A 22613-nucleotide genomic window follows, 5' to 3' on the forward strand; every position below is an offset into this window, starting at 1 on the left:
CCCGATCAGAGAGCTCCCGAGAAGATGGCGGCACGACGCAACAAGAAGCAGGCCACGCGCAACAGCGGCAACAGCACGCCCGGCTGGGTGTGGTTGTTGTCCGGGCTGGTACTGGGCGCGGCGCTGTTCTTCATCGTGCCCGGGCTGATGAAGAAGGAAGGCGACGGCTTCTTCCGTCCCAAGCCCAACCCGGACGCCAAACCCGCTCCGGTGGCCGAGGACGACAGCGCCGAATCGGCCGAAGCGCCGTCGCAGGCGCCGGCGGACGCCGCGGCCGAGAAGCACAAGGAAACGCAGTACGACTTCTACACGCTGCTGCCTGGCCGCGAAGTGCAGATGTCCGATGCCGAACTGGCCGCCAGCGCCGAAGCCGAGCAGAAAGCCCAGCAGAAGGCGCAGCAGCAGCTGGAAGCCGCGCGCGCGCAGGCCGCCCTGGAAGGCCGTACCCCGCCGCCGGCCAGCGCCAATCCCGACCCGACCCTGCTCGCCGCCGGCCCGCAGCCGCTGGACGAATCGGCCCGCCCCGCGGTGGCCGCCGCCACACCGGCAGCCACCCCCGCCGCTGTTGGGAGCGCCTCGGCAATGGCCGCGCCTGCCACTGGCGGCGATGCGCGCTACATCCTGCAGGCCGGCTCCTTCGGCGCCTCCGGCGATGCCGAGCAGACCAAGGCCAAGCTGGCGATGATGGGGCTGGGCGCGCGCGTGGAATCGGCCGACATCAACGGCAAGACGGTCTACCGCGTCCGCATGGGCCCCTACGGAACCGCCAGCGAACTGGCCGAAGCCAAGCAGAAGCTGGCCGGCAGCGGCCTGCAGGCGATGGCCATCAAGGCACGATGAAGGCACCGGAGACGGCCGCACAGCGCCTGATCCTGGCGGCCGCAGCCGCCATCGGCCTGCAGCTGGCCGCATCCGGGCTGCTGAGCCTGGCCCTGCCCGCCGGGCAGACCCTCCTGCTTCCGACCCGGATCGGCTTTATCGACCCGATCAGCGAACTGGTGACCGTCCTGGCAATGGCCGTAGGCGGCTGGCTGGGCGGGCGCGCCTTCGTGCCGTTGGCCGCAGCCCTGAGCCTGCTGATGTGGGCCGGCATCATCGCGATGCTCTCCTTCGCCGGATTGCCCGGCGCGATGCCTGGCCAAAGCGCCGCCCTGGGGCAGATTGTCCGCGACAACCTGGCAGGCATCGTGCTGACCCTGTTGGCCGCCGCGGCCGGCGCCTGGCTGGGCGCCTGGCTGCGACAGCGCACCCGTCCCTCCCCTTCCGCATGAGTCCGCCCGCATGACCCAGACTGCCCTCATCACCGGTGCCACTTCCGGCTTCGGCGCTGCCGCCGCGCGGCGTTTCCTCACCGCTGGCTGGAAGATCATCGCCACCGGCCGCCGGGCCGAGCGCCTGCAGCCGCTGGTCGATGAGTTCGGCAGCGGGCGCGTTCACGTGGCCGCCTTCGACATGCGCGACAGCGCCGCGCTCAATGCCGCCATCGACGCGCTGCCGGCCGCGTTTTCCGACATCGACCTGCTGGTGAACAACGCCGGCCTGGCCCTGGGCACCAAGCCGGCTCAGCAGTCGGACCTGGCGCAGTGGCAGCAGATGATCGACACCAACATCACCGCGCTGGCGACCCTGACCCACCGCGTGTTGCCGACGCTGATCGCGCGCAAGGGCGCGGTGATCAACATCAGCTCGGTGGCCGCCACCTACCCTTACCCGGGCGGCAACGTGTACGGCGGCACCAAGGCCTTCGTGGCGCAGTTCTCGCTGGGCCTGCGCAGCGATCTGCACGGTACCGGCGTGCGCGTGACCAGCATCGAGCCGGGCATGGCCGAGACCGAGTTCACCCTGGTGCGCACCAGCGGCGACCAGGCCGCATCGGACACGCTGTACAGCGGGGCCACGCCGATGACCGGCGAGGATATCGCCGAGACGATCTTCTACGTGGCCACGCTGCCCAGGCACCTCAACATCAACCGTATCGAGCTGATGCCGGTCAGCCAGTCCTTCGCCGGGTTCCAGGTCGCACGCAACGCATCTTGATGCGCGCATGAGACACCGCAATGCGCTGGCGTTGATCGGCAACACGCCGCTGCTGGCGCTGACGCGGCTCAGCCCGCCGGGCAGCACGATCTGGGCCAAGGCCGAGTTCCTGAACCCCGGCGGCAGCATCAAGGACCGGCCGGCGCTGGCGATCCTGCGGGCGGCCCGGGCCAGCGGCCAGCTGCGGCCGGGGCAGGCGGTGGTGGAGATGAGCAGCGGCAACATGGGCGCCGGACTGGCGGTGGTCTGCGCCGTGCTCGGGCATCGGCTGGTGGTGGCGATGTCGCGCGGCAACAGTGCCGAGCGCGTGCGGATGCTCCAGTCGCTGGGCGCGCAGGTGCTGCTGGTGGATCAGGTCGATGGCGCGCCCGGGCAGGTCACCGGCGCGGACATCGCCGCGGCCACCGCGCAGGCGATGGCCTTTGCCCGCGACCACGACGCTTACTACGTCGACCAGTTCAACAACCCTGGCAGCATCGCTGCCCACGAGCACGGCACCGGCCCTGAGATCCTGCGCGGCACCGACGGGCGCATCGATGCGTTCGTGGCCACGGTGGGCAGCAGCGGCACCTTCGTCGGCACCGCACGCAGCCTCAAGCGGCATTCTGCCGCGATCCGCTGCGTGGCGGTCGAGCCGGCCGGTGCGCAGGTGCTGGCGGGCCAGGCCGTGGTCAAGCCGCGGCATCTGCTGCAGGGTACCGGCTACGGCAGCGTCCCGCCGCACTGGGAGCCGGCTCTAGCCGATGCCTTGCTGGCCGTGTCCGATGACGAGGCGCTCAGCTACAAGCGCCGGCTGGCGCACGAGGAAGGCCTGCATGTGGGCTATTCGGCGGCGGCCAACGTCTGCGCCTGCGTCCGGCTGATCGAGGCCGGCGGCCTGGGCCCGGCGCCCTCGGTGGTCACCGTGCTGTGCGACACCGGGCTCAAGTACGCCTAGCGCGCCTTCAGCCCGGCATCCCTTGCGCCTGCGTGGCAGGCGGCCTGTGCAACAGCCGTGCACGCAGGCGCAGGCCGGGCCGCTCCACCGCGTGGTGCAGCAGCACCGCCGCCAGCAGTGAGGCGCCGCCGTAGACCAGCACCTGGGCCAGGCCCCAGCCTGCGATGGCATCGCCCAGATGCAGCTGCACCAGCTTGTACACGGCCTTGTGGACCAGATAGAGGCTGTAGGAGATGGCGGCCAGCCACGTCGCGCCCGGAACCGCCCGGCGCCCGATCAGGCTGGCACGCCCGGCACCTGCGAACACCAGCAGCGCCAGGCCCATGGACAGCACCGGCCAGCCCACGGCATTGCCGAGCAGGCCGACCCGATCGCGGAACAGCCACAGCGCCAGGGCCATCACCGCGATCCCCAGGACCAGCGCGAGATTGGCGTGCCGTTGCATGCGCGCCCATTGCGCCGGCCTGAAGGTCTTCACGGTCGCAAGCAGCACCCCGCACAGCAATCCGTCCAGGCGATTCCACGTGGGGTAATAGAGATCCTCCACGAACCAGTTGCGCTGCATTGCGCCGGCCGCTTCGAGGGCACTGCCGTGCAGCCAGATGCCTGCACGCAGCGCGATGCCACCCAGCATCACCACCGCGGCCAGCGTGACCACCTTCCAGGCCGCGGGCTTGCGCATCAGCCACCAGGCCATCAGCGGAAAGACCAGATAGAAGTGCTCTTCCACGCAGAGCGACCAGGCATGGGAGAACGCCGAGCGGCTGTAGTCGTTGCCCAGGTTGACCACCATCAGCAGGAACTTCCACAGCGGCTCCAGCAGCGGCGCTTCCCGCCAGACCGGCACACAGAAGTACAGCGCCAGCACCACCCAATATGCCGGGAGGATGCGGAACGCGCGGCGCAGGTAGAAATCGCCAAAGCGCAGGGGCTCGCCACGTGCCAGCGGCGCCAGCACCTGCCCGCCAATGAGGAAGCCGCTGAGCACGAAGAACAGGTCCACGCCCATCCAGCCATAGCGCGAGAGCCAGGTCCACTCCGGCGGCAGCCCGCCCACCACCCAGGCGTGAAAGAACATCACCCACGCGATGGCGACGGCGCGCAGCAGGTCCAGGCCGGGATAACGCGATTCGGAGAGGATCATCGGGCCAGGCCGGGCATGCGGGAAAGTGGACAGGCGGAAAGTCTATGCGTGCGTGCAGCATTTGGGCCGGGCCGGGCCCAGGCGCCGCAGAATGCCAGCACGAAGCTGCATCTGACTCCGTTCATTGCTTGGTCGGGCAATCCGTTACGCAGGCTCAGTCCCGCCCGGACACCGCAGGCGGGCCGCTGGCCGTTGGGGCTGCGCCGACCGGCGGCCGGTGCCTGGACAGCCAGCGCTCGCGCAGCCTCAGGCCCGGGCGCTCCACGGCGTAGTGCAGCACGGCGCCGGCTGCCAGGACGGTCAGGGCGTAGCCGGTGAAAGTGATCACCCCGTGCCCGTCCAGCCAGTGGCCCAGGTGCCGGTGCACCAGCGCGGCCACCGCCGTGTGCGTGAGATACAGGCTGTAGGACACGGCCGCCAGCCAGCCGACACCGGGCAGCGCGCGCGCGCCGATCCAGCTGTGCCGGGAGGCGGCGGCGAAGACCAGCAGCGCCATCGCGGCCGATAGCAGCGGCCAACCCACGGTGTTGCCCACCGGACTGATCCGCGACCAGAAGCTGGCAATCGCCAGGCCCAGCAGCACCAGCCCCAGCATCAACATGAGGTTGGCGCGCTGCTGCCACCGCACCCAGTGATCGGGACGGAAGACCCGCAGCATCGCCAGGCACAGCCCCGCAAGCAGGCCGTCCAGGCGGTTCCAGGTCGGGTAATACAGGGCGCGGCCGTACCAGGTCACCGCATCGACCCCAGCGGCCACCTGCGCCCGCGCCTCATGCAGCCAGATGGCCCCACGCAGGATCACCCCCGCGCTGACCAGGAACACGCACAGGGCCACGAAGCCGCGCCGGTCGATGCGGCCCGCCAGCGCCGCGGCCAGCAGCGGCAGCACCAGGTAGAAGTGCTCCTCCACGCACAGCGACCAGGCCTGGGCGAAGGCGTCGCGTTGCAGCGTGTGGGTCAGGTTGAACAGGAAGAACACGAACTTCCACCAGGGCTCCATGTCCGGCCGTTCGCGGAAGCCAGGCCACAGCAGGTACAGAGCCAACACCACCCAGTACGCCGGCAGGATGCGCAGCGCGCGGCGCAGGTAGAACTCGCCGATGCGCAGCCGCGTCCCGCGCGCGATCGGCGCCAGCACCTGCTGCCCCACCAGGAATCCACTGAGCACGAAGAACAGGTCCACGCCCACCCAGCCATGCCGGGCCAGGGCATCGCCCCAGGGCCCCAGTCCACCGACCTGGTAGCTGTGGAACAGCATCACCCACACGATGGCCAGGGCACGCAGCAGATCCAGTCCGGGGTAGCGCAACGCAGACTCCTCTCCTTGGACGCGCGATGCTACCCGTGTTCTTGCCGATGCGCGCCCGGGAGACAGGCCATGGCAACCGGCGACAGCACCGCCCTGCGGCGGCCGATGCGTTTACTGCAGCGGCTCATCGCTCAGGTAGGTGTAGCCGGTCAGGCCGGCTTCCAGCGCCTGGGACAGCTCCTGGGCGCGCTCGGGCGACAGGTCGGCGGCGGCCACGCGCTGGGCGTAGGCGCTGCGCAGGTCGGCCAGGGCGTAACCGACGTAGTCCAGCATCACGTCGGTGGTGTCGCCCCGGCGCTGTTGGGTGAGCTGGTAGCCCTGGCCATCGCAGGCCACTTCCACCGCATCGGTGTCGCCGAACAGGTTGTGGATGTCGCCCAGGATCTCCTGGTAGGCACCGACCAGGAAGAACCCGATGCGGTAGGAATCGCCGTGCTTGAGCGCATGCAGCGGCAGCGAGCTGTCCAGGCTCTCGTTCTCGACATAGGTCTTGACCATGCCGTCCGAGTCGCAGGTCATGTCGGCGATGATGCCGCGGCGCGAGGGCGCCTCATCCAGCCGCTCGATCGGCACGATCGGAAACACCTGGTCGATGGCCCACACGTCCGGGATGGATTCGAACACGCTGAAGTTGACGAAGTACTTGTCCACCAGACGGTCGTTGAGCTCGTCCAGGATCGGGCGGTGGCTCTTTTCCTCGTGGCTCAAACGCGCGCGCACGCCGTGGGCGATGGCGTAGAACAAGTCGTCGATGCGCGCCCGCGAGGTCAGGTCGATCTGGCCCAGCGCATAGGCGCTCAGGCCCTCGGCGTGGAAATGCTGCGCTTCCTGGAACAGTTCCACCGCCGGACGCACGTCCAGCTCATCGTGGATCTCGCGCAGGTGGCGCACCGCCGCCGGCTCGTCCTCGTGCGCATCGGGCACGCGCCCTTCCGGCGCTTCCTCGACCTCGGACACGTTGGCGATCAGCACTGCGTGGTGGGCGGTCATCGCGCGGCCGCACTCGGTGACGATGCGCGGCGGCGTCAGGCCGTGCTCCTCGCAGGCCTCGGCCAGCGGCTGGACGATGTTGCCGGCGTAGGAACCCAGCCCGTAGTTGATCGAGTAGTAGCTGCGCGAGCGCGTGCCTTCGTAGTCGATGCCCAGGCCGCCGCCGACATCGACATGGCTGATCTTCGCGCCCAGGCGCGAGAGCTCGACGAAGTAGCGCACCGCCTCGCGCATGCCGTTGGCGATGTCGCGCACGTTGGAGATCTGCGAGCCCATGTGGAAATGCAGCAGGCTCAGGCACGGCGCGTACTCGGTGTCGCGCAGCGCCTTCCACAGGTCCAGCACCTGGCGCGGGGACAGGCCGAACTTGGCCTTGTCGCCACCGCTGTTCTGCCACTTGCCCGCGCCCAGCGAGGCCAGGCGCATGCGCACGCCCAGGCCCGGCATGACGTCCAGCGCCTTGGCTTCCTCCAGCACCAGCTTCAGCTCGGAGGGCTTCTCGATGACGATGAAGGTCTCAAGGCCCAGCTTGCGGCCGATCAGCGCCAGGCGGATGTACTCGCGGTCCTTGTAGCCGTTGCAGACGATCAGCCCGCCCGGGCGCGAGAGCGCCAGCACCGCCATCAGCTCGGGCTTGCTGCCGGCCTCCAGGCCGAAGCCTTCGCCGTGGTGCTGGGCCAGGGTGCCGGCCACGCCGCGGTGCTGGTTGACCTTGATCGGGTACACCGCGGTGTAGCCGCCGGCGTAGTTCCAGTCGGCCTGGGCCTGCTGGAAGGCGGCCTGCAGCTTGCCCAGGCGCTGGCCCAGGATGTCCGGGAAGCGCACCAGCATGGGCAGCTTGGCGCCATTGGCGCGCGCGGCGTCCACCACTTCGGGCAACACCACGGTCGGCCCGGCCTCGCCCTTGGGGCGCACGACGATGCGGCCGGCCGCGTCCACGTCGAAATACCCATCGGCCCAGTGCGGGATCGAATAGGTCTTGCGGGCCTGGTCGGTGGACCACTGCGTCATCGGGGTGCCTGGCAACATGAGGGGGCGGGCATTCTATCGCCCCCCTCCTTTCCGCGCCGTGTCAGCGGCCCCGGGTCCACACCGGCATGCCCGCCTGGCGGCGCAGAGCGCTGGCGTAGCGGCGGCGGTCGCCGCTGTCGAGGACCTGGAAAGATCCGGGCAGTTCGATGGCATCGACCAACCGCTGCAAGGCCCGGCTGCGGCTGAACACGAGGCCACGCCACTGTACAAGCATCAGGTAATGATCGCCCTGGGCTCCGGCACCGAGAACCTTGCGCACCAGCCACGCACGACGCACGTTGCCGACACTGGCCAGGGCGTGTCGCAGCGACGCCAGCGCCTGATCGGACAAGCCATGCGGGAGGAAGCTGTCGTCGGAGGACAGCCTGAAGCGATGCGCGTCGAGCTCGCGTTGTGCGTCCTGCCAGGCAAGGAACTCGGCTTGCACCTGCTCGGCGGCCTGGTGCTCGCCTCGCGCCTGGTGAAAGCCGTACAGCCGCTCCAGCACCGCACCGGTGCATGCGGCCTCCAGCGCCATGGCCCGACGCAGGTGGGCCTCGCCTGCCGGATCGTCCCGGTCCAGCAGGCTCGCGCCCAGCCGCAGGTGTCCTTCCAGCAGCTGCGGGGCGCGCGCCACGGCGGCCTGGAGTTCGGGCAACTGGTCCTGGTCCCCAGGCTGGAAGTTCCCTGCCAGCAGCAGATACTCCAGCTCCTGTTCGGGCGATCGCTCAGCCTGCGCCAGCACGGCGATGCGATCGCGCTGCGCCTGGCGCTGCTGGTAGCGCGCCGTCCACTGCTCCTGCACGCCCGCCCGCCAGCGTTCGCTGAAGACCTGCTCCAGCCGTGGCAGCAGCGGCCCCAGCAGGCGCTCGGCGGCCGACTGCGCCGGTTCGTCCAGCGGCATCGGCTGCGCCTTCAGCGCCTGCAAGCGGATGCGAAGCGGCGGATGGGTGTCCTCCAGCCCCAGGTCGCGGTCCAGCGCGCGGTCCAGCCACTGCGCGTCGTCGGTGTGGGCATGGCGCAGGGCCGCGCCGATGTCCCGATACAGCCGCTCGGGCGGCTGCGGCTGCTGCTCCGCGGCCTGGTCCAGGGCCGGAAAGAAGCCCTGGTGCAGACGCCCATCCAGCACGCAGGTCCGGGCCAGCGCATCGGCCAGCGCCTGCCCGCCGCCGGACACCCGTGCCGCGATGCGGTCCGCAGCCAGCTCGTTCTCGCGTGCCAGCACGAAGCTGTAGGCATTGAAGTACGGCGCGTACCAGCCGAAGAAGCGCTGGAACATGCCCGAGGCCCAGGCCTGACGCGCCTCCAGCGCCTGCAGCAGGCGGAACCAGCTGAGTCTGACCCGGTAGATCCAGGCGCCGAAGCGTCCGTGGCCGCCACCGAGGTGGCCGAACTCGTGGGCGATCACCGCCGCCAGCTGCTCGCAGCTCAGGGCCTGCATCAGCGGCAGGCCCAGCACCAGGAAATGGCGATGCCCCAGCAAGCCCAGCAGGCGCGGCACGCTGGCCGCGGCGGCGTTGAGCTCGGTGTCGATGACGATGCCCGCCAGCGGCGGCGCCCCCGCCGCGCGGCGAATGCGCTCGACCTCGGCCTGCAGTTCCGGTGCCTCGCCGGGCGCGAGCCGGTAGCCGTCCGGTGGCTCGATCCGCACCCACAGCGCGCGCAGCACCGAATACCCGAAGATCAGTGGAATCAGCACCAGCTTGAACAAATGGGCCAGCAGTGCCGGCTTGAGCGCAGCCAGCGCCACGATCAGTCCCACCGACATTCCGAATGCGCCGATCAGCGAGCCGGCAAGCACCGAAAACCCCAGCAAGGCCAAGGCGGCCAGTTGGATCCGATACCACACCGGCGCCTCCACAGCGCGGCGCTGCAGGCGCTCCACCAGCGCCCGACGTGCTTCCACAGACTGCATCCTGCACCCCTGTCGTGAACCTCCCCGGCCGTGGATGCTAAGCCAATGCCCCAGGACCGCAACAGGGCGTGGGCTACAATTGCGCCCCCTTTTTCACCTGGACCGCCGCCGATGAGCGCCCAAGACTCCTGGTTTATCGAACACTTCCAGCCCACCGGCTCGGCCATTGGCTTCCGGCTGAAGGGCAAGCTGGACCAGGTGCAGTCGCCGTTCCAGAAGATCGAGATCTACGACAGCACCGACTGGGGCAAGTTGATGGTGATCGACGGGGCGATGATGCTGACCACCAAGGACAACTTCTTCTACCACGAGATGATCAGCCACCCGGTGCTGTTCACCCACCCGGACCCGAAGCGGGTGGTGATCATCGGCGGCGGCGACTGCGGCACGCTGCGCGAGGTGCTCAAGCACCCGGGCGTTGAGAGCGCGACCCAGTGCGACATCGACGAGCAGGTCACGCGCATGGCCGAGAAGTACTTCCCGGAGCTGTGCGAATCCAACGGCGATGCGCGCGCCGAGCTGCTGTTCGACGATGGCGTGGCCTATATGGCCAACCTGCCGGCCGGCAGCGTGGACGTGGTGATCGTCGATTCGACCGATCCGGTCGGCCCGGCCGAGGGCCTGTTCAACAAGGCCTTCTTCGAGAGCTGCTACAAGGCGCTCAAGCCCGATGGCCTGCTGGTGCAGCAGTCCGAGTCGCCGCTGGCGCTGCTGGACCTGATCGGCGACATGCGCGCGGAGATGGGCAAGGCCGGCTTCCAGTCGTTCAAGACCCTGCCCTTCCCGCAGCCGTGCTATCCCACCGGCTGGTGGAGCGTGACCATCGCCTCCAAGGACGCCGGCGCGGATTTCGCCTTCCGCCAGGCCGATGCGGCGGCCAAGGGTTTTCAGACGCTGTACTACACCGCGCCGCTGCACACCGGCGTGCTGGTGTCCCCGCCGTTCATGGCCAAGGCGTTGGGCGAAGGCTGAGTCCGGCCCGCTGCCTGGCTGCGATGAACCAAAGCCGCGCGGTGTGCACCGCGCGGCTTTATTTGTGCGCCGTGGGAGCATGCGAAGGCCACGCGCTTGCACCGCTTCGCCACAATCAGCCGCGTGCATTGCGCTGTTGAAGCGGCTCGAGGTGGTGCTGGGGCCCTCAGCCGAGAAGATGCGTTCACGGGCTAGCCCCTTCGCGGCTGGAGCCGCTCCCACGGGATGCGTTCGAGGCGCATGGCGGCATTTCGGTGTCAGCTCAAAGCCGCCTTGGTGGACAAGCTTCGCGTTGTCCACCCTACATGGGGTGGACGGCGCTTCTTTCATCCAACGGATGTAGGGTGGATGACGCTCTTTCATCCACCATCTCCGCGAAGCGGATCACGCATGTTCGAGGTTCCATCAGGCCGCTCTCCCCTGCTGTTTGCATGTCTTCTCGGCAGGTGACCGCCATGCCTGTCATGCACTTGCCACCGGCCGGCGCGAAGCTGCAAGGTCATGACCCGCCCCGTCGGCGACGCGCGGGCGCCCGCTTCCGGAGTGCTGCATGTTGCGATCGAGCCTGTTCCTGACGGCCTGCATGGCCCTGACCCTGTCCTTTTCCGCCATGGCCCAGTCCACCCCGCTGAAACCCTTGCCGACCGACCGACCGCTGGTGATCGGCCACCGCGGCGCCAGCGCGCTGCGCCCGGAGCACACGCTGGCCGCCTACGCCAAGGCCATCGAGGATGGCGCCGACTTCATCGAGCCCGACCTGGTCTCGACCCGCGACGGCGTGCTGGTCTCGCGACACGAGAACGAGATCGGCGGCACCACCGATGTGGCCGACCACCCGGAATTCGCTTCGCGTCGCACCACCAAGACCATCGACGGCCATGCCATCACCGGCTGGTTCACCGAAGACTTCACGCTGGCCGAGCTGAAGACCCTGCGCGCACGCGAGCGGCTGCCGCAGCTGCGCGGCACCGCCTACGACGGCCAGTTCCAGATCGTGACGCTGGAGGAGCTCATCGACTTCACCGCGGCCGAAGCGGCTGCGCGCGGCCGGGTGATCGGGCTGATTCCCGAGATCAAGCACCCGACCTATTTCCAGCAGCAGGGCCTGGCGATGGAGGCCGAGGTGCTGGCCACGCTGCAGGCGCATGCGTACACGCGCAGCGCGCCGGTGGTGATCCAGTCCTTCGAGGTGGACAACCTCAAGCGCCTGCACGCGCTGCTGGGCAACGCGCATCCCAACATCCGCCTGCTGCAGCTGATCAGCGCGCCGGATGAGCGCCCCGGCGATGTCATGGCCGCGGGCGGCAAGACCACTTACGCCCAGATGCTCACGCCGGCTGGCCTGAAGACCATCGCCCAGTACGCGCAGATCCTGGGGCCGGCCACGCGCACGCTGCTGCCGCTGGATGCGCAGGGCAGACTGGGCCAGCCCAACGAGATCATCGCAGCCGCCCATGCCGCCGGGCTGCAGGTGCAGCCGTATACGTTTCGTCCGGAGAACGCCTTCCTGCCCAAGGACCTGCAGCATGGCCAGGACCAGGCTGCGCGCAACGCAGACGGCTCGGTCAAGGAGATGCGCGCCTTTATCGACGCGGGCGTGGATGGCTTTTTCACCGATGACCCGGCGCTGGGGCGCAAGGCCGTCGACGGGCGTTAGCGGGCAGCCGCGCGGCAGATTGCGGCGCGGTGTCAAAAGCATTTCATATTCGGCCTGCATGGTGGGGGGGATCGCGAGCGCTGCGCTGTCGGCGCATCGCCACTTCCCCCCACTGCTCCTCCCCAACACCATGCACATTCGCCCGCTGTCACTCGCCGTGGCGCTCGCCCTGAGCGCCGCCCACGCCCATGCGCAGGATGCATCCACCAATACGCCCGATGGCAGCGACAGCGCGCGCACGCTGGACGCGGTCTCGGTCATCGGCGCCGGCGAAACCCGCCAGGTCCAGCGCATCACCGAGGTGGACAAGCAGGTCCTGCCGCCCGGCACCAGCGGACAGAAGATCCTGGACCGCCTGCCCGGCGTGTCGGTGCAGTCCAACGACCCGTTCGGCGCCAATGAAGAGTCGCAGACCATCAGCCTGCGCGGCTTCGACAAGAGCCGCCTGGGCTATACGCTCGATGGCATCCCGCTGGGCGACAACGCCTACGGCAACTACAACGGCCTGAGCATCGCGCGTGCGTTGATTGCCGAGAACCTGGCCGGTGTAGAGCTGTCCGAGGGCATCGGCTCGCTGGGCGTGGCGTCCACCAGCAACCTTGGCGGCACCATCCAGTACTTCTCGCAGGACCCGGCCAGCACCTTCGGCGGACGCATCGCCCAGACCGTGGGCAGCGACAGCCAGAACCGCAGCTTCCTGCGCGTGGACACCGGCGACCTCAATGGTTTTGCCGCCTACGTCTCCGGCGTGCATCAGGAGGCAGACATGTGGGCCGCGCCGCACCAGAACCAGACCACCAGGCAGTTCAACGCCAAGGCGGTGTGGAACGTGGGCGAGCATCGCTTCGGCGCCTTCGCCGCCACCTCGCGCGTGAGCCAGGCCAACTACGCCTACCTGTCCAAGAGCATGCTGGCGCGCGGCCTGGGCTGGGACTGGAACATCTATGCGCCGGACTGGAACCGCGCCGTGGCCGCCGCCTACTGCGCGCCCGCCACCTACGACGCGACGCGCTGCGCCTTCAGCGGCGGCGTGAACAGCATCGACGATGCCTACTACCAGTCGCGCGCCCTGCGCGATGACAACCTGTACGCGCTGGATGCGGACATCGCCCTGGGCCAGACCAGCCACCTCAAGCTGCTCGGCTACCACCACGAGAACCGCGGCCAGGGCCACTGGTGGGCGCCGGGCCAGCGCTCCAACCCGGGCACGCCGCAGGAGCTGCCGATCTCCATCCGCTCCACCAACTATTCCATCAACCGCCAGGGCCTGACCGCGGCCTTGAACTGGCAGTGGGGCATCCACGAGCTGCAGGCCGGGCTGTGGTACGAGCGCAACGACCACAACGTCGAGCGCAACTTCTACTGGATCGATGGCCCGTTCCTGGACGATGGCTATCTCAACCATCCCGACCGGCGCCTGTTCGACCAGGATTTCGACATCCGCACGCGGCAGTTCTTCGTGCAGGACCGCATGCGCTTCCTGGACGAGCGCCTCACCGTCGATGTCGGCCTGAAGAGCCCGCGCACGGAGATGACCGCCTTCGCCAAGCCCGGTACCGAGACCCAATACGCCAGCGGCACCCTGATCGCCAAGGAGAACGTGCTGCCGCAGGCCGGCGTGGGCTTCAAGCTTTCGCCGGGCCAGGAAGTGTTCGCCTCCTATGCGGAGAACATCGCGGCCTTCGTCGGCGGTGGCAGCGGCGGTCCGCTGCAGGTCTCCCCCGCGTCCTTCGCCGCCAGTGCCGGACTGCAGCCGGAGAAGTCGCGCACCTTCGAAGCCGGCTGGCGCGTGTTCGGCGATACCTACCAGGCCTCGCTGGCGGCCTACCACGTGCTGTTCGACAACCGCCTGCTCTCGCTCAATCCCTGCGCCAGCATCGAGGTCGGTACGCGTCCGGAGTGCGTCACCCGCTTCATCAACGTCGGCTCGGTCAAGAGCAATGGCGCGGAGCTGACCTTCATCCTCAAGCCGGTCCAGGGGCTGGAGTGGTACAACGCGCTGTCCTGGAACAGGACCACCTACGAGGACGACTACGTCTCCGGCGGCGAGGTGGTGCCGGTGGCCGGCAAGATCACCGTGGACACGCCGCAGCAGATGGCTTCCAGCGAGCTGAGCTGGCGCCAGGGCGGCTGGAACGTCAGCCTGCGCGGCAAGTACACCGGCAAGCGCTACTACACCTATACCAACGACCAGTCGGTGCCGGGCGTGACCACCTTCGACTTCGGCACCGGCTACGACTTCGGCGCCGGCCTGGGCCTGCAGAACCTGCGCGTGGCCCTGAACGTGACCAACCTGACCGACAAGCGCTACGCCGGCCAGCTGAGCTCGTTCGCGCCGACCGACCCGGCCGGGACCCGCTACGCCATCCATGCCAGCGCGCCGCGGCAGGTGTTCTTGACCCTGTCGGCCGAGTTCTAGGGCGGCAGGCGCCCGGTCTGAGGCGGCTTGCTTGAGCCGCGGTCCGGCAGGGCCGCGGCTTTTTTGCGTTCGCTTGGGGCCAGGAACGAGTGGAGAGGAACGAGGAACGAGACAAGCGCGCGCCTGGCTGCTCTCACTCGTTCCTCGTTTCTCGTTCCTCGTTTCTCGTTCCTCGTTTCTCGTTTCTCGTTTCTGCGGAGAGCTCAGCACCGACCCGCCCGATGAATGGAACGCTCCGTCCAGCCAACCGCTCGCCCGGACTGTCGGAAAAACGTTAAAATTAGTTGCCGAGACAAACGGTTTAGTAATTGGCCTGTCATCTTCAGGCCGGACAGCAGTGATGAACGCCTCTTTGATCCCGACCCGCCAAGGGTCCTACCTTCCGATCTCCGCCCGCATGCTCAAGCGCGGCGAACGCGTCCTGGAACCGGACGTCTATGTCACCCCTTACCAGGGCCAGCCCGTGGTGGTGAAGGACTACCGCCGCTATCGCGGCACGCCGATGGCCTTGCCTGCCCGCCTGCTGGTCTGGCGCGAAGCCCGCATCCTGCGGCGCCTGCGCGGCTGGCGGCATGCGCCGGTGTTGCTGGGTTCGGCCGGCCTGCTGCTGGGCATGGAGTTCGTCGCCGGCAGCGCCCTCAGCGGCGAGGCCGAGATGCTCACCGAGTCCCTGTTCCGCCAGCTACGCGGGGTGGTCGCGCGGCTGCATGCCGACGGCATCCTGCACAACGATCTGCACACCTCCAACTTCATGCTCGCCGGCGGCACCCTGGTGCTGCTGGACTACGCCTCGGCCCTGCGCCTGCCGCGCTGGATGCTGCGCCTGCCGTTGTTGCGCGAGTTCCGTCGCGCCGACCTGGCCAATGCCCTGCGCATCCAGAAGCGCCTGACCGGCCGCCACTTCGGCGGTGCGCGCGCCGAGCTGCTGGCCCCGCCCACCTGGGTCAGCGCCACGCGCGAGCGCTGGAAGCGGTTCTATCGCTGGGCCAAGGCCTGAACGCTGCCGGCGGCGCCCTGCGCCGCCCGTGTGTGCGCCGGCAACCGGCGCGGTCGGGTCCAGACGGCCCTAGAGCGCGTCGTTGCCCAGCTCGCCGGTGCGGATGCGGATGACCTGGTCCAGGGCGTAGACGAACACCTTGCCATCGCCGATCTTCCCGGTGCCGGCGGCCTTGACGATCGCCTCCACCACGCGCTCGACCTGCTCGTCGGGCACGGCGATCTCCAGCTTGGTCTTGGGCAGGAAATCGACGATGTACTCCGCACCGCGGTACAGCTCGGTGTGTCCCTTCTGCCGGCCGAAGCCCTTCACCTCGGTGACGGTAACGCCGGTCATGCCGACCTCGGCCAGGGCCTGGCGCACATCGTCGAGCTTGAAGGGCTTGATGATGGCCATGACCATCTTCATCGCGTTCCCCTTGGATACGTCTGCGGCGAAGGATACCGCGCTTGCATGCATGCAGCGCGTGGGCTTCAATGCCGCACTGGACATGCGGCGTTTTCCGACACGGCGCCATGCCCTGCGCTGATGGCCTGCCGATCCGACCTGGCCCAGGCTCAAGGACACCGCCAGAGGACCCGAACATGATCGACCTGAACCCCATCGACGAGCTCGCCCGCCGCCTGTCCAGCCTGGTCCCGCCGGGCCTGCGCGAATCGCGCGAAGAGCTGCAGCAGACCTTCAAGGCCGCCCTGCAGAGCGGCCTGGGCAAGCTGGACCTGGTCACCCGCGAGGAATTCGACGTGCAGCGCGCGGTGCTGCTGCGCACCCGCGAGAAGCTCGAAGCGCTGGAGAAGACCGTCGCCGCGCTGGAAGCCGAGCGCAGCGCGGCCCCGCGCGATCCCTCCGCCTCCTAAGCGGAGCTTCCCCCATGAGTCTTGCCCTGGTGCACAGCCGTGCACGGGCCGGCGTGCGCGCACCTGCGGTCCGGGTGGAAGTGCACCTGTCCGGTGGTCTGCCCTGCACGCAGATCGTCGGCCTGCCCGAGGCGGCCGTGCGTGAGTCGCGCGACCGCGTGCGTGCGGCGATCCTGTGCGCGCAGTTCGAATTTCCCGCCCGCCGCATCACCGTCAATCTGGCGCCCGCCGACCTGCCCAAGGAAGGCGGCCGCTTCGACCTGCCCATCGCCCTGGGCATCCTGGCCGCCAGCGGGCAGATCGACCGGCAGGCGCTGGCCGAGTGGGAATTCATCGGCGAGCTGGGGCTGACCGGCCAGCTGCGCGCGGTCGATGGCGTGTTGCCTGCCGCCCTGGCAGCGGCGGCGGCCCAGCGACGGCTGATGGTGCCGGCCGAAAGCGGCGCCGAAGCGGCGCTGGCGCGGGAGGGCAACGCCTGCACCGCGCGCACCCTGCTGGAGGTCTGCGCCACGCTCAACGGCACCCGCGAGCCCGTGCCGGCCCAGCCGCAATCGGTCCAACCCGTGCCGCTGCCGGACATGGCCGATGTGCGCGGGCAGGCGCAGGCGCGCCGTGCGCTGGAAGTGGCCGCGGCCGGCGGGCACCACCTGCTGTTCGTCGGCAGCCCCGGCTGCGGCAAGACCCTGCTGGCCTCGCGCCTGCCCGGCATCCTGCCCGAAGCCAGCGAGGACGAAGCGCTGGAGTCGGCGGCCATCGCCTCGGTCAGCGGACAGGGGCTGGACCCGGCGCGCTGGCGACAGCGGCCCTACCGCGCGCCGCACCACACCGCCAGCGCGGTGTCCCTGGTGGGCGGGGGCGCGCAACCGCGTCCGGGCGAGATCTCGCTGGCCCACAACGGCGTGTTGTTCCTGGATGAGCTCACCGAGTGGGATCGCCGCGCGCTGGAAGTGCTGCGCGAGCCGCTGGAGTCCGGCACGGTCACCGTCTCGCGCGCGGCACGCAGCGCGGAGTTTCCCGCGCGCTTCCAGCTGGTGGCCGCGATGAACCCCTGCCCCTGCGGCTGGGCCGGCGATGCCAACGGACGCTGCCGCTGCAGCCGCGATGCGATCAACCGCTACCGCAGCCGCATCTCCGGGCCACTGCTGGACCGCATCGACCTGCAGATCGAGGTCCCACGCCTGCCTTCGCAGGCGCTGCGGCCCGACGCGCCCGCCGGCGAGGACAGCGCAGCCATCCGCGCCCGCGTGGTCCTGGCGCGGCAACGCCAGCTGGCGCGCGCCGGCGCGCTCAATGCGCACCTGAGCCAATCCGAGACCTTCGCCAGCTGCCGCCTGGCCCCGGGCGACCAGGAGTTGCTGGAACGCGCGATCGACCGCCTGCAGCTCTCCGCGCGCACCATGCAGCGCATCCTGCGGGTCTCGCGCACCATCGCCGACCTGGCCGGCGCAGCGCAGATCGACACATCACACCTGACCGAAGCCCTGGGCTATCGCCGCATCGACCAGCGCGGTGAGGCGCATGCGGCGTAGCCGCAAATCACAGCGCGCGACGAACGTTTGATCCAAACTCTCTACTACTCGGCAACTTTCATTCAGTGCATCGAAGGCACTGAAGGTAAGGAACGCAGAGGTGTGGCAATCGCCACACCTCTGCGCCTAATAACACATCGAGCGGACAGCGACAGACCTACATAACGAGGCGTTTTCTTAGAATCTTTACTGCCGACCAGACGTCAAGCAGCCACGCTACACAACCTTACATGTCACAGTTGATTCCACTGCCGGTGCGAAGACCCCGTCAGCGTCGTAGATCTTCGAACTCACCGTGTGCGTCGCGCTACTTGGGCCACCGGAACCACAACCGAACGTCCAGTACAGCTTGCCGTCGACGAGCGAAACCGTACGACCCTTTGTTCCACGGCAGGTATAACCGTCTGCACACTGCACGATTTCGACGTTCACCTTCAATGCCCCCCCGCGGTTCTCCTGTGTACGTGAAGTACACCGGAACTTTAGTTCCTTTAGGACCGGACGCTGGCCCTACGGATGCCACTGAAAACGGGGCACAGCTTTTCCCCTCCTTGTACATTCGATATCCCTTCTCAACCCCACGCATCGCGGCCGCACGAAAGCTTGAGTTGCGAAGGAGAGCTGAATCCTCGCTATTGCTGTGGAAGCCCACCTCGACAAGTGCCGTTGCCATCGCAGCTTCGCGCACTTCGCCATAGCTATCACCCGATCTAACACCCACGCGAATGGGATAACTCGCGTAATCGGGGAGTTGCGTGATCTGTTCTTTGAGGTAGCAATGGATGTTATTGGCTAGCTGGGTGGAAGCTGGATCGCTCAGATTTGTAACTACAGTCGCGCCGCGGGCCGTCGCACCAGCAGCATCCGTATGAAGGGAGATCATTGTTTCTGCATTGATGTAGTTGGCGTATTCCGGCCTGGAGCGAATGTCATCATCATATTCGCGCAGGTTTGAGCGCTCTGGCTGCTTACGCGAGGGGGAACCATTAGGGAACTTGTTCCAGATCGTTGCGCCAAGCTCGGGATAAATTCGCTTTAAGTAATAGCGTGACCCAAGCGCCGCCCAACTCAATCCGCTTGCTGGATCTTGCGTGGTATTGGTAATGTCACGGGTATGCTTGACGCTGGTGACCGTTGAGGCGCTGCGGTCAGCAAGGTAACTCGCCAAGCGAGAGGAGTAGCCTGGCGTTACCGTATCCTCGTAGACATTGGTGGTTCCCGCGTAAGGGGTTGGACGCTGGTACCGCCATGTTTCATCAGCATGATGCAGATACTTCCCGTGCCCCGGATTAAGCACAACGAGCCCGGCGACAGGGGCCGCGACAGCCTGGTTTTCAAGGGCCGCCGCCCTCTGCTTTTTCAGGTACGCAGGCGGATAGATTTCTCGAAGCTCCTTACCGCCAATCCTAACTTTGATGTAGTTGAACCTCACAACATTGCCAAGCAACTCGTAGCCCTCGTTCTCAACCTCTCTCACCAGCTCGCCGAAATCTTCTGTGAACTCACTTGCGCCTCTAGGAAGATAGCTCGCATCTAAGTCAATCCACACCACTCCTGTTTCAGCGTCTGGAGTAACTTTGACTAGGACCTGTTTGGCTTGCCCTGCAATGCGCTTCTGCCCGTCAACAAAAGCTTGCAACTCAGGCTCAATTTCCTGAGCTACAGCACCACGATTCTTGGCGGTGAGGTTGGGAAGATCAGGATTAGCGCCTGCTTGGGCGAGGGCTCCAAAACTGAGCACACCCCCCACCAAAAATATTAATGCGGCAACGACAAACGTTGACTCTTTCCTTGCGTGCATCATGCACCGTCCTTTGCTGTCATCATTGACCTCAGAAACGTGAGGCCGACGTCCCCTGCTCCTCCTTGCAACCACATGATCCGTCGTGGTGGTTGTATTAGTTCCCGTGGCGTGCCAAGAACTTGAGCTTGTCTCAAGTTGACCATCCCATTCCCCAATCAGCAAGTCAACGACCTCACTAGGGAACCCCTGAACAAGTCGGTCTTTTGAGCGACACGATCGGCATCTAACCCTGGCGCGATGCGATGACGCAGCTGAGCTTTTCCGATGCCGAGCATGAAAGGCGGCGGTCGTTAGCCTTCGTGCTCCGCCAGGAACTGGCCGATCAAGGCGTTGCAGCGGCGCGGGTGGGTGAAGGTCATGCCGTGCGAGGCGCCGGCGATGGTGTGGCGGCGCGCATCGGGCAGCCAGGCCGACAGGGCTGCGGCGTTGTCGCGGTATTGCGCAGGACTGAGCGCGCCGTCCAGCAGCAGCACCGGCAGCTCCAGCGCGCGCGCATCGGCCTGTCGGAATGGCGGCAGCGCGTCGGCCAGTTGCGGCGCCAGGGTGGCGGCGTTGTCGCGCACCATGTTGCGGAAGGCTTCGCTGCTGCGCTTCCACGCGCCGGGCTGACTGACCGAATCGACGAAGCACGCCAGTCCGGCGTCCCGCTCGCCAGCGTCCAGCAGCGCCAGCGCCTGGGCGCGCAGCGCCTCGGCTTCCGCCGGCAGCCCGGCCTCCTGGGGCGCACCCGGGTCCAGCAGGGTCAGGCTGCGCACCCGCTGCGGCTGGGCGATCGCGGCCTGCCAGGCCACCGCCGCGCCGCGCGAATGGCCAATCAGGTGCGCGCGGTCCAAGCCGCAGGCTTGGATGAAGTCCAGCACCTGCTGCGCGTGCTGGCGCCAGCCGAAGGCGGGCAGCTGTGTGTCCGGCAGCGGCGGGTGGTAGTGGGCAAGGCTGGGCGCCAGCACTTCATGGCGGTCGGCCAGGCCGCGCAGCTGCGGCTCCCAGTAACGGAAGTCGCACAGCGCGCCATGCACGCAGACCACGGGCGAACCGCTGCCCGCGCTTGCGTAGGCGATCAACGTGCCATCGCCCAGCCGCTTCAGCCTGGCCTTGTCCGTCACGTCCGCACCTGTGCTGCCACGCCCGCCATTCCGCATCGAAAGGAACAGGATGCTAAGCAGCGCCATCGCGGCGTGCCAGCGCTGGCGCGTCACGGCTATGGCGGCAATCCCACGCCGTGGAATCGCAGCGAGGAAAGAAAGGGCGGCCAAGCAGCCAGCCCGGTTCACTCTGCAGCCCGAGGGATGCGGGCGGCGCGGGACCGGTCTGTGGGTGCAGATCGGGATACGCTTTCGTTGACTGTCCTGCACTACGGCCGCGCGGACCCGCGCTTCGGAGGGGCACCAAGGGGCCACAGACACCTGGCGGCTGCCTTCCTGATCAACGCCTGCTCACACAAGCAGGTCATCCCAGATGCGATGGGCATTCGCCACATCGAAACTGCTCACCCACTCCCTTCTCCCGCACGCAAGAACGTCTGGCACGCCGCCCTCGCGTGCCTTCAGCATCACGGGATTCGGGCTGTGCTTCGACAGCAGTGGCCTGGCCAGCCAGGCCACTGCTCCCGGCCATGCGCGGGCGTTTTCTCCCATCCCCGATCAGGCCCCCTCCCCCGCGCGCAGGAGAAGGGATCGCGCATCGCCGCTTTCCGCACCAGCCTCAGGCGGCCCGGCTCACCGCAGCGTTGGGGGCGAACTGCTCCTCCTCGGTGGACCCGGTCAGCGCCGTGGTCGAGGACTGGCCCTGCTGGATGGCCTGGGTCACCTGGTCGAAGTAGCCCGTGCCCACCTCGCGCTGGTGCTTGACCGCGGTAAAGCCCTTGGACGCGGCGGCGAACTCGGCCTCCTGCAGCTCCACGAAGGCGCTCATCTGGTTGCGCGCATAGCCGTGGGCCAGGTTGAACATGGAGTAGTTCAGGCTGTGGAAGCCGGCCAGGGTGATGAACTGGAACTTGTAGCCGTAGCCGGCGATCTCGCGCTGGAAGCGGGCGATGGTGGCGTCGTCCAGGTTCTTCTTCCAGTTGAAGCTGGGCGAGCAGTTGTAGGCCAGCAGCTTGCCCGGGAACCTGGCGTGGATGGCCTCGGCGAAAGCGCGCGCGAACTCCAGGTCCGGCTTGCCGGTCTCGCACCAGATCAGGTCGGCATACGGCGCATAGGCCAGGCCGCGGCTGATGGCCTGCTCCAGGCCCTTGCGGGTCTTGTAGAAGCCCTCGACCGTGCGCTCGCCGGTGGTGAAGGGCTGATCGACCGGGTCGACATCGCTGGTCAGCAGGTCGGCGGCCTCGGCATCGGTGCGAGCGATCAGCAGGGTCGGCACGCCCATCACGTCGGCCGCCAGGCGCGCGGCGTTCAACTTCTCCACCGCCTCGCGGCTGGGCACCAGCACCTTGCCGCCCATGTGCCCGCACTTCTTGACCGAGGCCAGCTGGTCCTCGAAATGCACGCCGGCCGCGCCGGCCTCGATCATCGCCTTCATCAGCTCGAAGGCGTTCAGCACGCCGCCGAAGCCCGCCTCGGCATCGGCCACGATGGGCTGCAGGAAGTCGATGCTGTCGTCGCCTTCGGCGTGGTACAGCTGGTCGGCGCGCAGCAGCGTGTTGTTGATGCGCCTGACCACGGCCGGCACCGAGTCGGCCGGGTACAGCGACTGGTCCGGATACATCTGCCCGGCCAGGTTGGCATCGGCGGCCACCTGCCAGCCGGACAGGTAGATCGCCTTCAGGCCGGCCTTGACCTGCTGCATGGCCTGGTTGCCGGTCAGCGCACCCAGGGCGTTGATGAAGTCCTCGTTCTGCAGATAGCCCCACAGCTTGTCGGCGCCGATCCTGGCCACCGAGTGCTCCACCGCCACGGTGCCACGCAGGCGCACCACATCGGCGGCGGTGTAGTTGCGGGTGATGCCCTTCCAGCGCGGGTTGGTGTCCCAGTCCTGCTGGATCTGTTCAGCGGTCGGCAGCGTGGTGCGCATGGTGGTTCTCCGTGGTGTCGGTGAGG

General features: G+C 67.8%; 19 protein-coding genes. 11 read left to right on the top strand and 8 right to left on the bottom strand.

Annotation, left to right across the window (positions count from 1 at the left end; genetic code table 11):
* Window positions 1–24 precede the first annotated feature (24 nt).
* The 4 genes from EPA99_RS16970 to EPA99_RS16985 are packed head-to-tail and all read left to right on the top strand — an operon-like array spanning window position 25 to window position 2974.
* Window positions 25–840 (top strand): SPOR domain-containing protein, encoded by an 816-nt coding sequence (locus EPA99_RS16970; RefSeq protein WP_129472439.1) that lies wholly within the window; start codon window positions 25–27, stop codon window positions 838–840.
* The gene (locus tag EPA99_RS16975; protein WP_129472440.1) at window positions 837–1271 is read left to right on the top strand and encodes a hypothetical protein; all 435 of its coding nucleotides are present in this window, start codon (window positions 837–839) and stop codon (window positions 1269–1271) included. The genes EPA99_RS16970 and EPA99_RS16975 overlap by 4 nt, the downstream gene beginning before the upstream one ends.
* Window positions 1272–1281: 10 nt before the next feature.
* Entirely contained in the window at window positions 1282–2037 is a 756-nt protein-coding gene (locus tag EPA99_RS16980; RefSeq protein WP_129472441.1) for an SDR family NAD(P)-dependent oxidoreductase, read from the top strand.
* 7 nt (window positions 2038–2044) lie between these two features.
* Window positions 2045–2974, top strand: a complete 930-nt coding sequence (locus EPA99_RS16985; protein WP_129472442.1) for a PLP-dependent cysteine synthase family protein — start codon at window positions 2045–2047, stop codon at window positions 2972–2974.
* 7 nt (window positions 2975–2981) lie between these two features.
* On the opposite strand, the gene EPA99_RS16990 is transcribed toward EPA99_RS16985, so the two are convergent.
* The 4 genes from EPA99_RS16990 to EPA99_RS17005 form a co-directional block, all read right to left on the bottom strand.
* On the bottom strand, window positions 2982–4118 hold the full coding sequence (locus tag EPA99_RS16990; RefSeq protein ID WP_129472443.1) for an acyltransferase family protein: 1137 nt from the start codon (window positions 4116–4118) through the stop codon (window positions 2982–2984).
* A gap of 154 nt (window positions 4119–4272) precedes the next feature.
* A complete protein-coding gene (locus EPA99_RS16995) occupies window positions 4273–5427 on the bottom strand; it encodes an acyltransferase family protein (protein ID WP_129472444.1) in 1155 nt (384 codons plus the stop codon).
* A gap of 111 nt (window positions 5428–5538) precedes the next feature.
* Window positions 5539–7428, bottom strand: coding sequence for an arginine decarboxylase (gene speA, locus EPA99_RS17000; protein ID WP_129472493.1), 1890 nt, complete (start codon window positions 7426–7428; stop codon window positions 5539–5541).
* A gap of 61 nt (window positions 7429–7489) precedes the next feature.
* The gene (locus tag EPA99_RS17005; protein ID WP_164978685.1) at window positions 7490–9334 is read right to left on the bottom strand and encodes a M48 family metallopeptidase; all 1845 of its coding nucleotides are present in this window, start codon (window positions 9332–9334) and stop codon (window positions 7490–7492) included.
* Window positions 9335–9454: 120 nt separating this feature from the next.
* On the opposite strand from EPA99_RS17005, the gene speE reads away from it, so the two are divergent.
* The 4 genes from speE (at window position 9455) to EPA99_RS17025 (ending at window position 15388) form a co-directional block, all read left to right on the top strand.
* Entirely contained in the window at window positions 9455–10315 is an 861-nt protein-coding gene (gene speE / locus EPA99_RS17010; protein WP_129472446.1) for a polyamine aminopropyltransferase, read from the top strand.
* A gap of 550 nt (window positions 10316–10865) precedes the next feature.
* Complete coding sequence (locus EPA99_RS17015) at window positions 10866–11972, top strand: glycerophosphodiester phosphodiesterase (protein WP_206733794.1); 1107 nt, start codon at window positions 10866–10868, stop codon at window positions 11970–11972.
* A gap of 130 nt (window positions 11973–12102) precedes the next feature.
* Window positions 12103–14391 carry a TonB-dependent receptor gene (locus tag EPA99_RS17020; protein ID WP_129472447.1) on the top strand — a complete coding sequence of 763 codons (2289 nt, stop codon included), beginning with the start codon at window positions 12103–12105 and terminating at the stop codon, window positions 14389–14391.
* A 340-nt stretch (window positions 14392–14731) separates the two neighbouring features.
* Window positions 14732–15388, top strand: coding sequence for a BUD32 family EKC/KEOPS complex subunit (locus tag EPA99_RS17025; protein ID WP_129472448.1), 657 nt, complete (start codon window positions 14732–14734; stop codon window positions 15386–15388).
* 69 nt (window positions 15389–15457) lie between these two features.
* Here the strand turns inward: EPA99_RS17025 and EPA99_RS17030 are convergent, their stop codons facing one another.
* Complete coding sequence (locus EPA99_RS17030; protein WP_129472449.1) at window positions 15458–15796, bottom strand: P-II family nitrogen regulator; 339 nt, start codon at window positions 15794–15796, stop codon at window positions 15458–15460.
* On the opposite strand from EPA99_RS17030, the gene EPA99_RS19095 reads away from it, so the two are divergent.
* From EPA99_RS19095 to EPA99_RS17040, 3 genes are read left to right on the top strand one after another with little or no spacing between them, the layout of a single operon-like run.
* Window positions 15783–15917 carry a hypothetical protein gene (locus EPA99_RS19095; RefSeq protein WP_277751653.1) on the top strand — a complete coding sequence of 45 codons (135 nt, stop codon included), beginning with the start codon at window positions 15783–15785 and terminating at the stop codon, window positions 15915–15917. The two genes, EPA99_RS17030 and EPA99_RS19095, sit on opposite strands and share 14 nt — an antisense overlap.
* Window positions 15918–15972: 55 nt before the next feature.
* Window positions 15973–16245: a ubiquinone biosynthesis accessory factor UbiK gene (gene ubiK, locus EPA99_RS17035; RefSeq protein WP_129472450.1), complete on the top strand. Its 273-nt coding sequence runs from the start codon at window positions 15973–15975 to the stop codon at window positions 16243–16245.
* 14 nt (window positions 16246–16259) lie between these two features.
* Window positions 16260–17774: a YifB family Mg chelatase-like AAA ATPase gene (locus EPA99_RS17040; RefSeq protein WP_129472451.1), complete on the top strand. Its 1515-nt coding sequence runs from the start codon at window positions 16260–16262 to the stop codon at window positions 17772–17774.
* A 307-nt stretch (window positions 17775–18081) separates the two neighbouring features.
* On the opposite strand, the gene EPA99_RS17045 is transcribed toward EPA99_RS17040, so the two are convergent.
* The 3 genes from EPA99_RS17045 to aceA all read right to left on the bottom strand — a co-directional run bounded on the left by EPA99_RS17045 (window position 18082) and on the right by aceA (window position 22587).
* Window positions 18082–19578: an N-acetylmuramoyl-L-alanine amidase family protein gene (locus tag EPA99_RS17045; protein ID WP_129472452.1), complete on the bottom strand. Its 1497-nt coding sequence runs from the start codon at window positions 19576–19578 to the stop codon at window positions 18082–18084.
* A gap of 290 nt (window positions 19579–19868) precedes the next feature.
* Entirely contained in the window at window positions 19869–20681 is an 813-nt protein-coding gene (locus tag EPA99_RS17050; protein ID WP_241688441.1) for an alpha/beta fold hydrolase, read from the bottom strand.
* A 598-nt stretch (window positions 20682–21279) separates the two neighbouring features.
* Window positions 21280–22587 carry an isocitrate lyase gene (gene aceA / locus EPA99_RS17055; protein ID WP_129472453.1) on the bottom strand — a complete coding sequence of 436 codons (1308 nt, stop codon included), beginning with the start codon at window positions 22585–22587 and terminating at the stop codon, window positions 21280–21282.
* Window positions 22588–22613 lie beyond the last annotated feature (26 nt).

This window comes from Pseudoxanthomonas composti, assembly GCF_004122095.1.
GTDB classification, from domain to species: Bacteria; Pseudomonadota; Gammaproteobacteria; order Xanthomonadales; family Xanthomonadaceae; genus Pseudoxanthomonas_A; species Pseudoxanthomonas_A composti.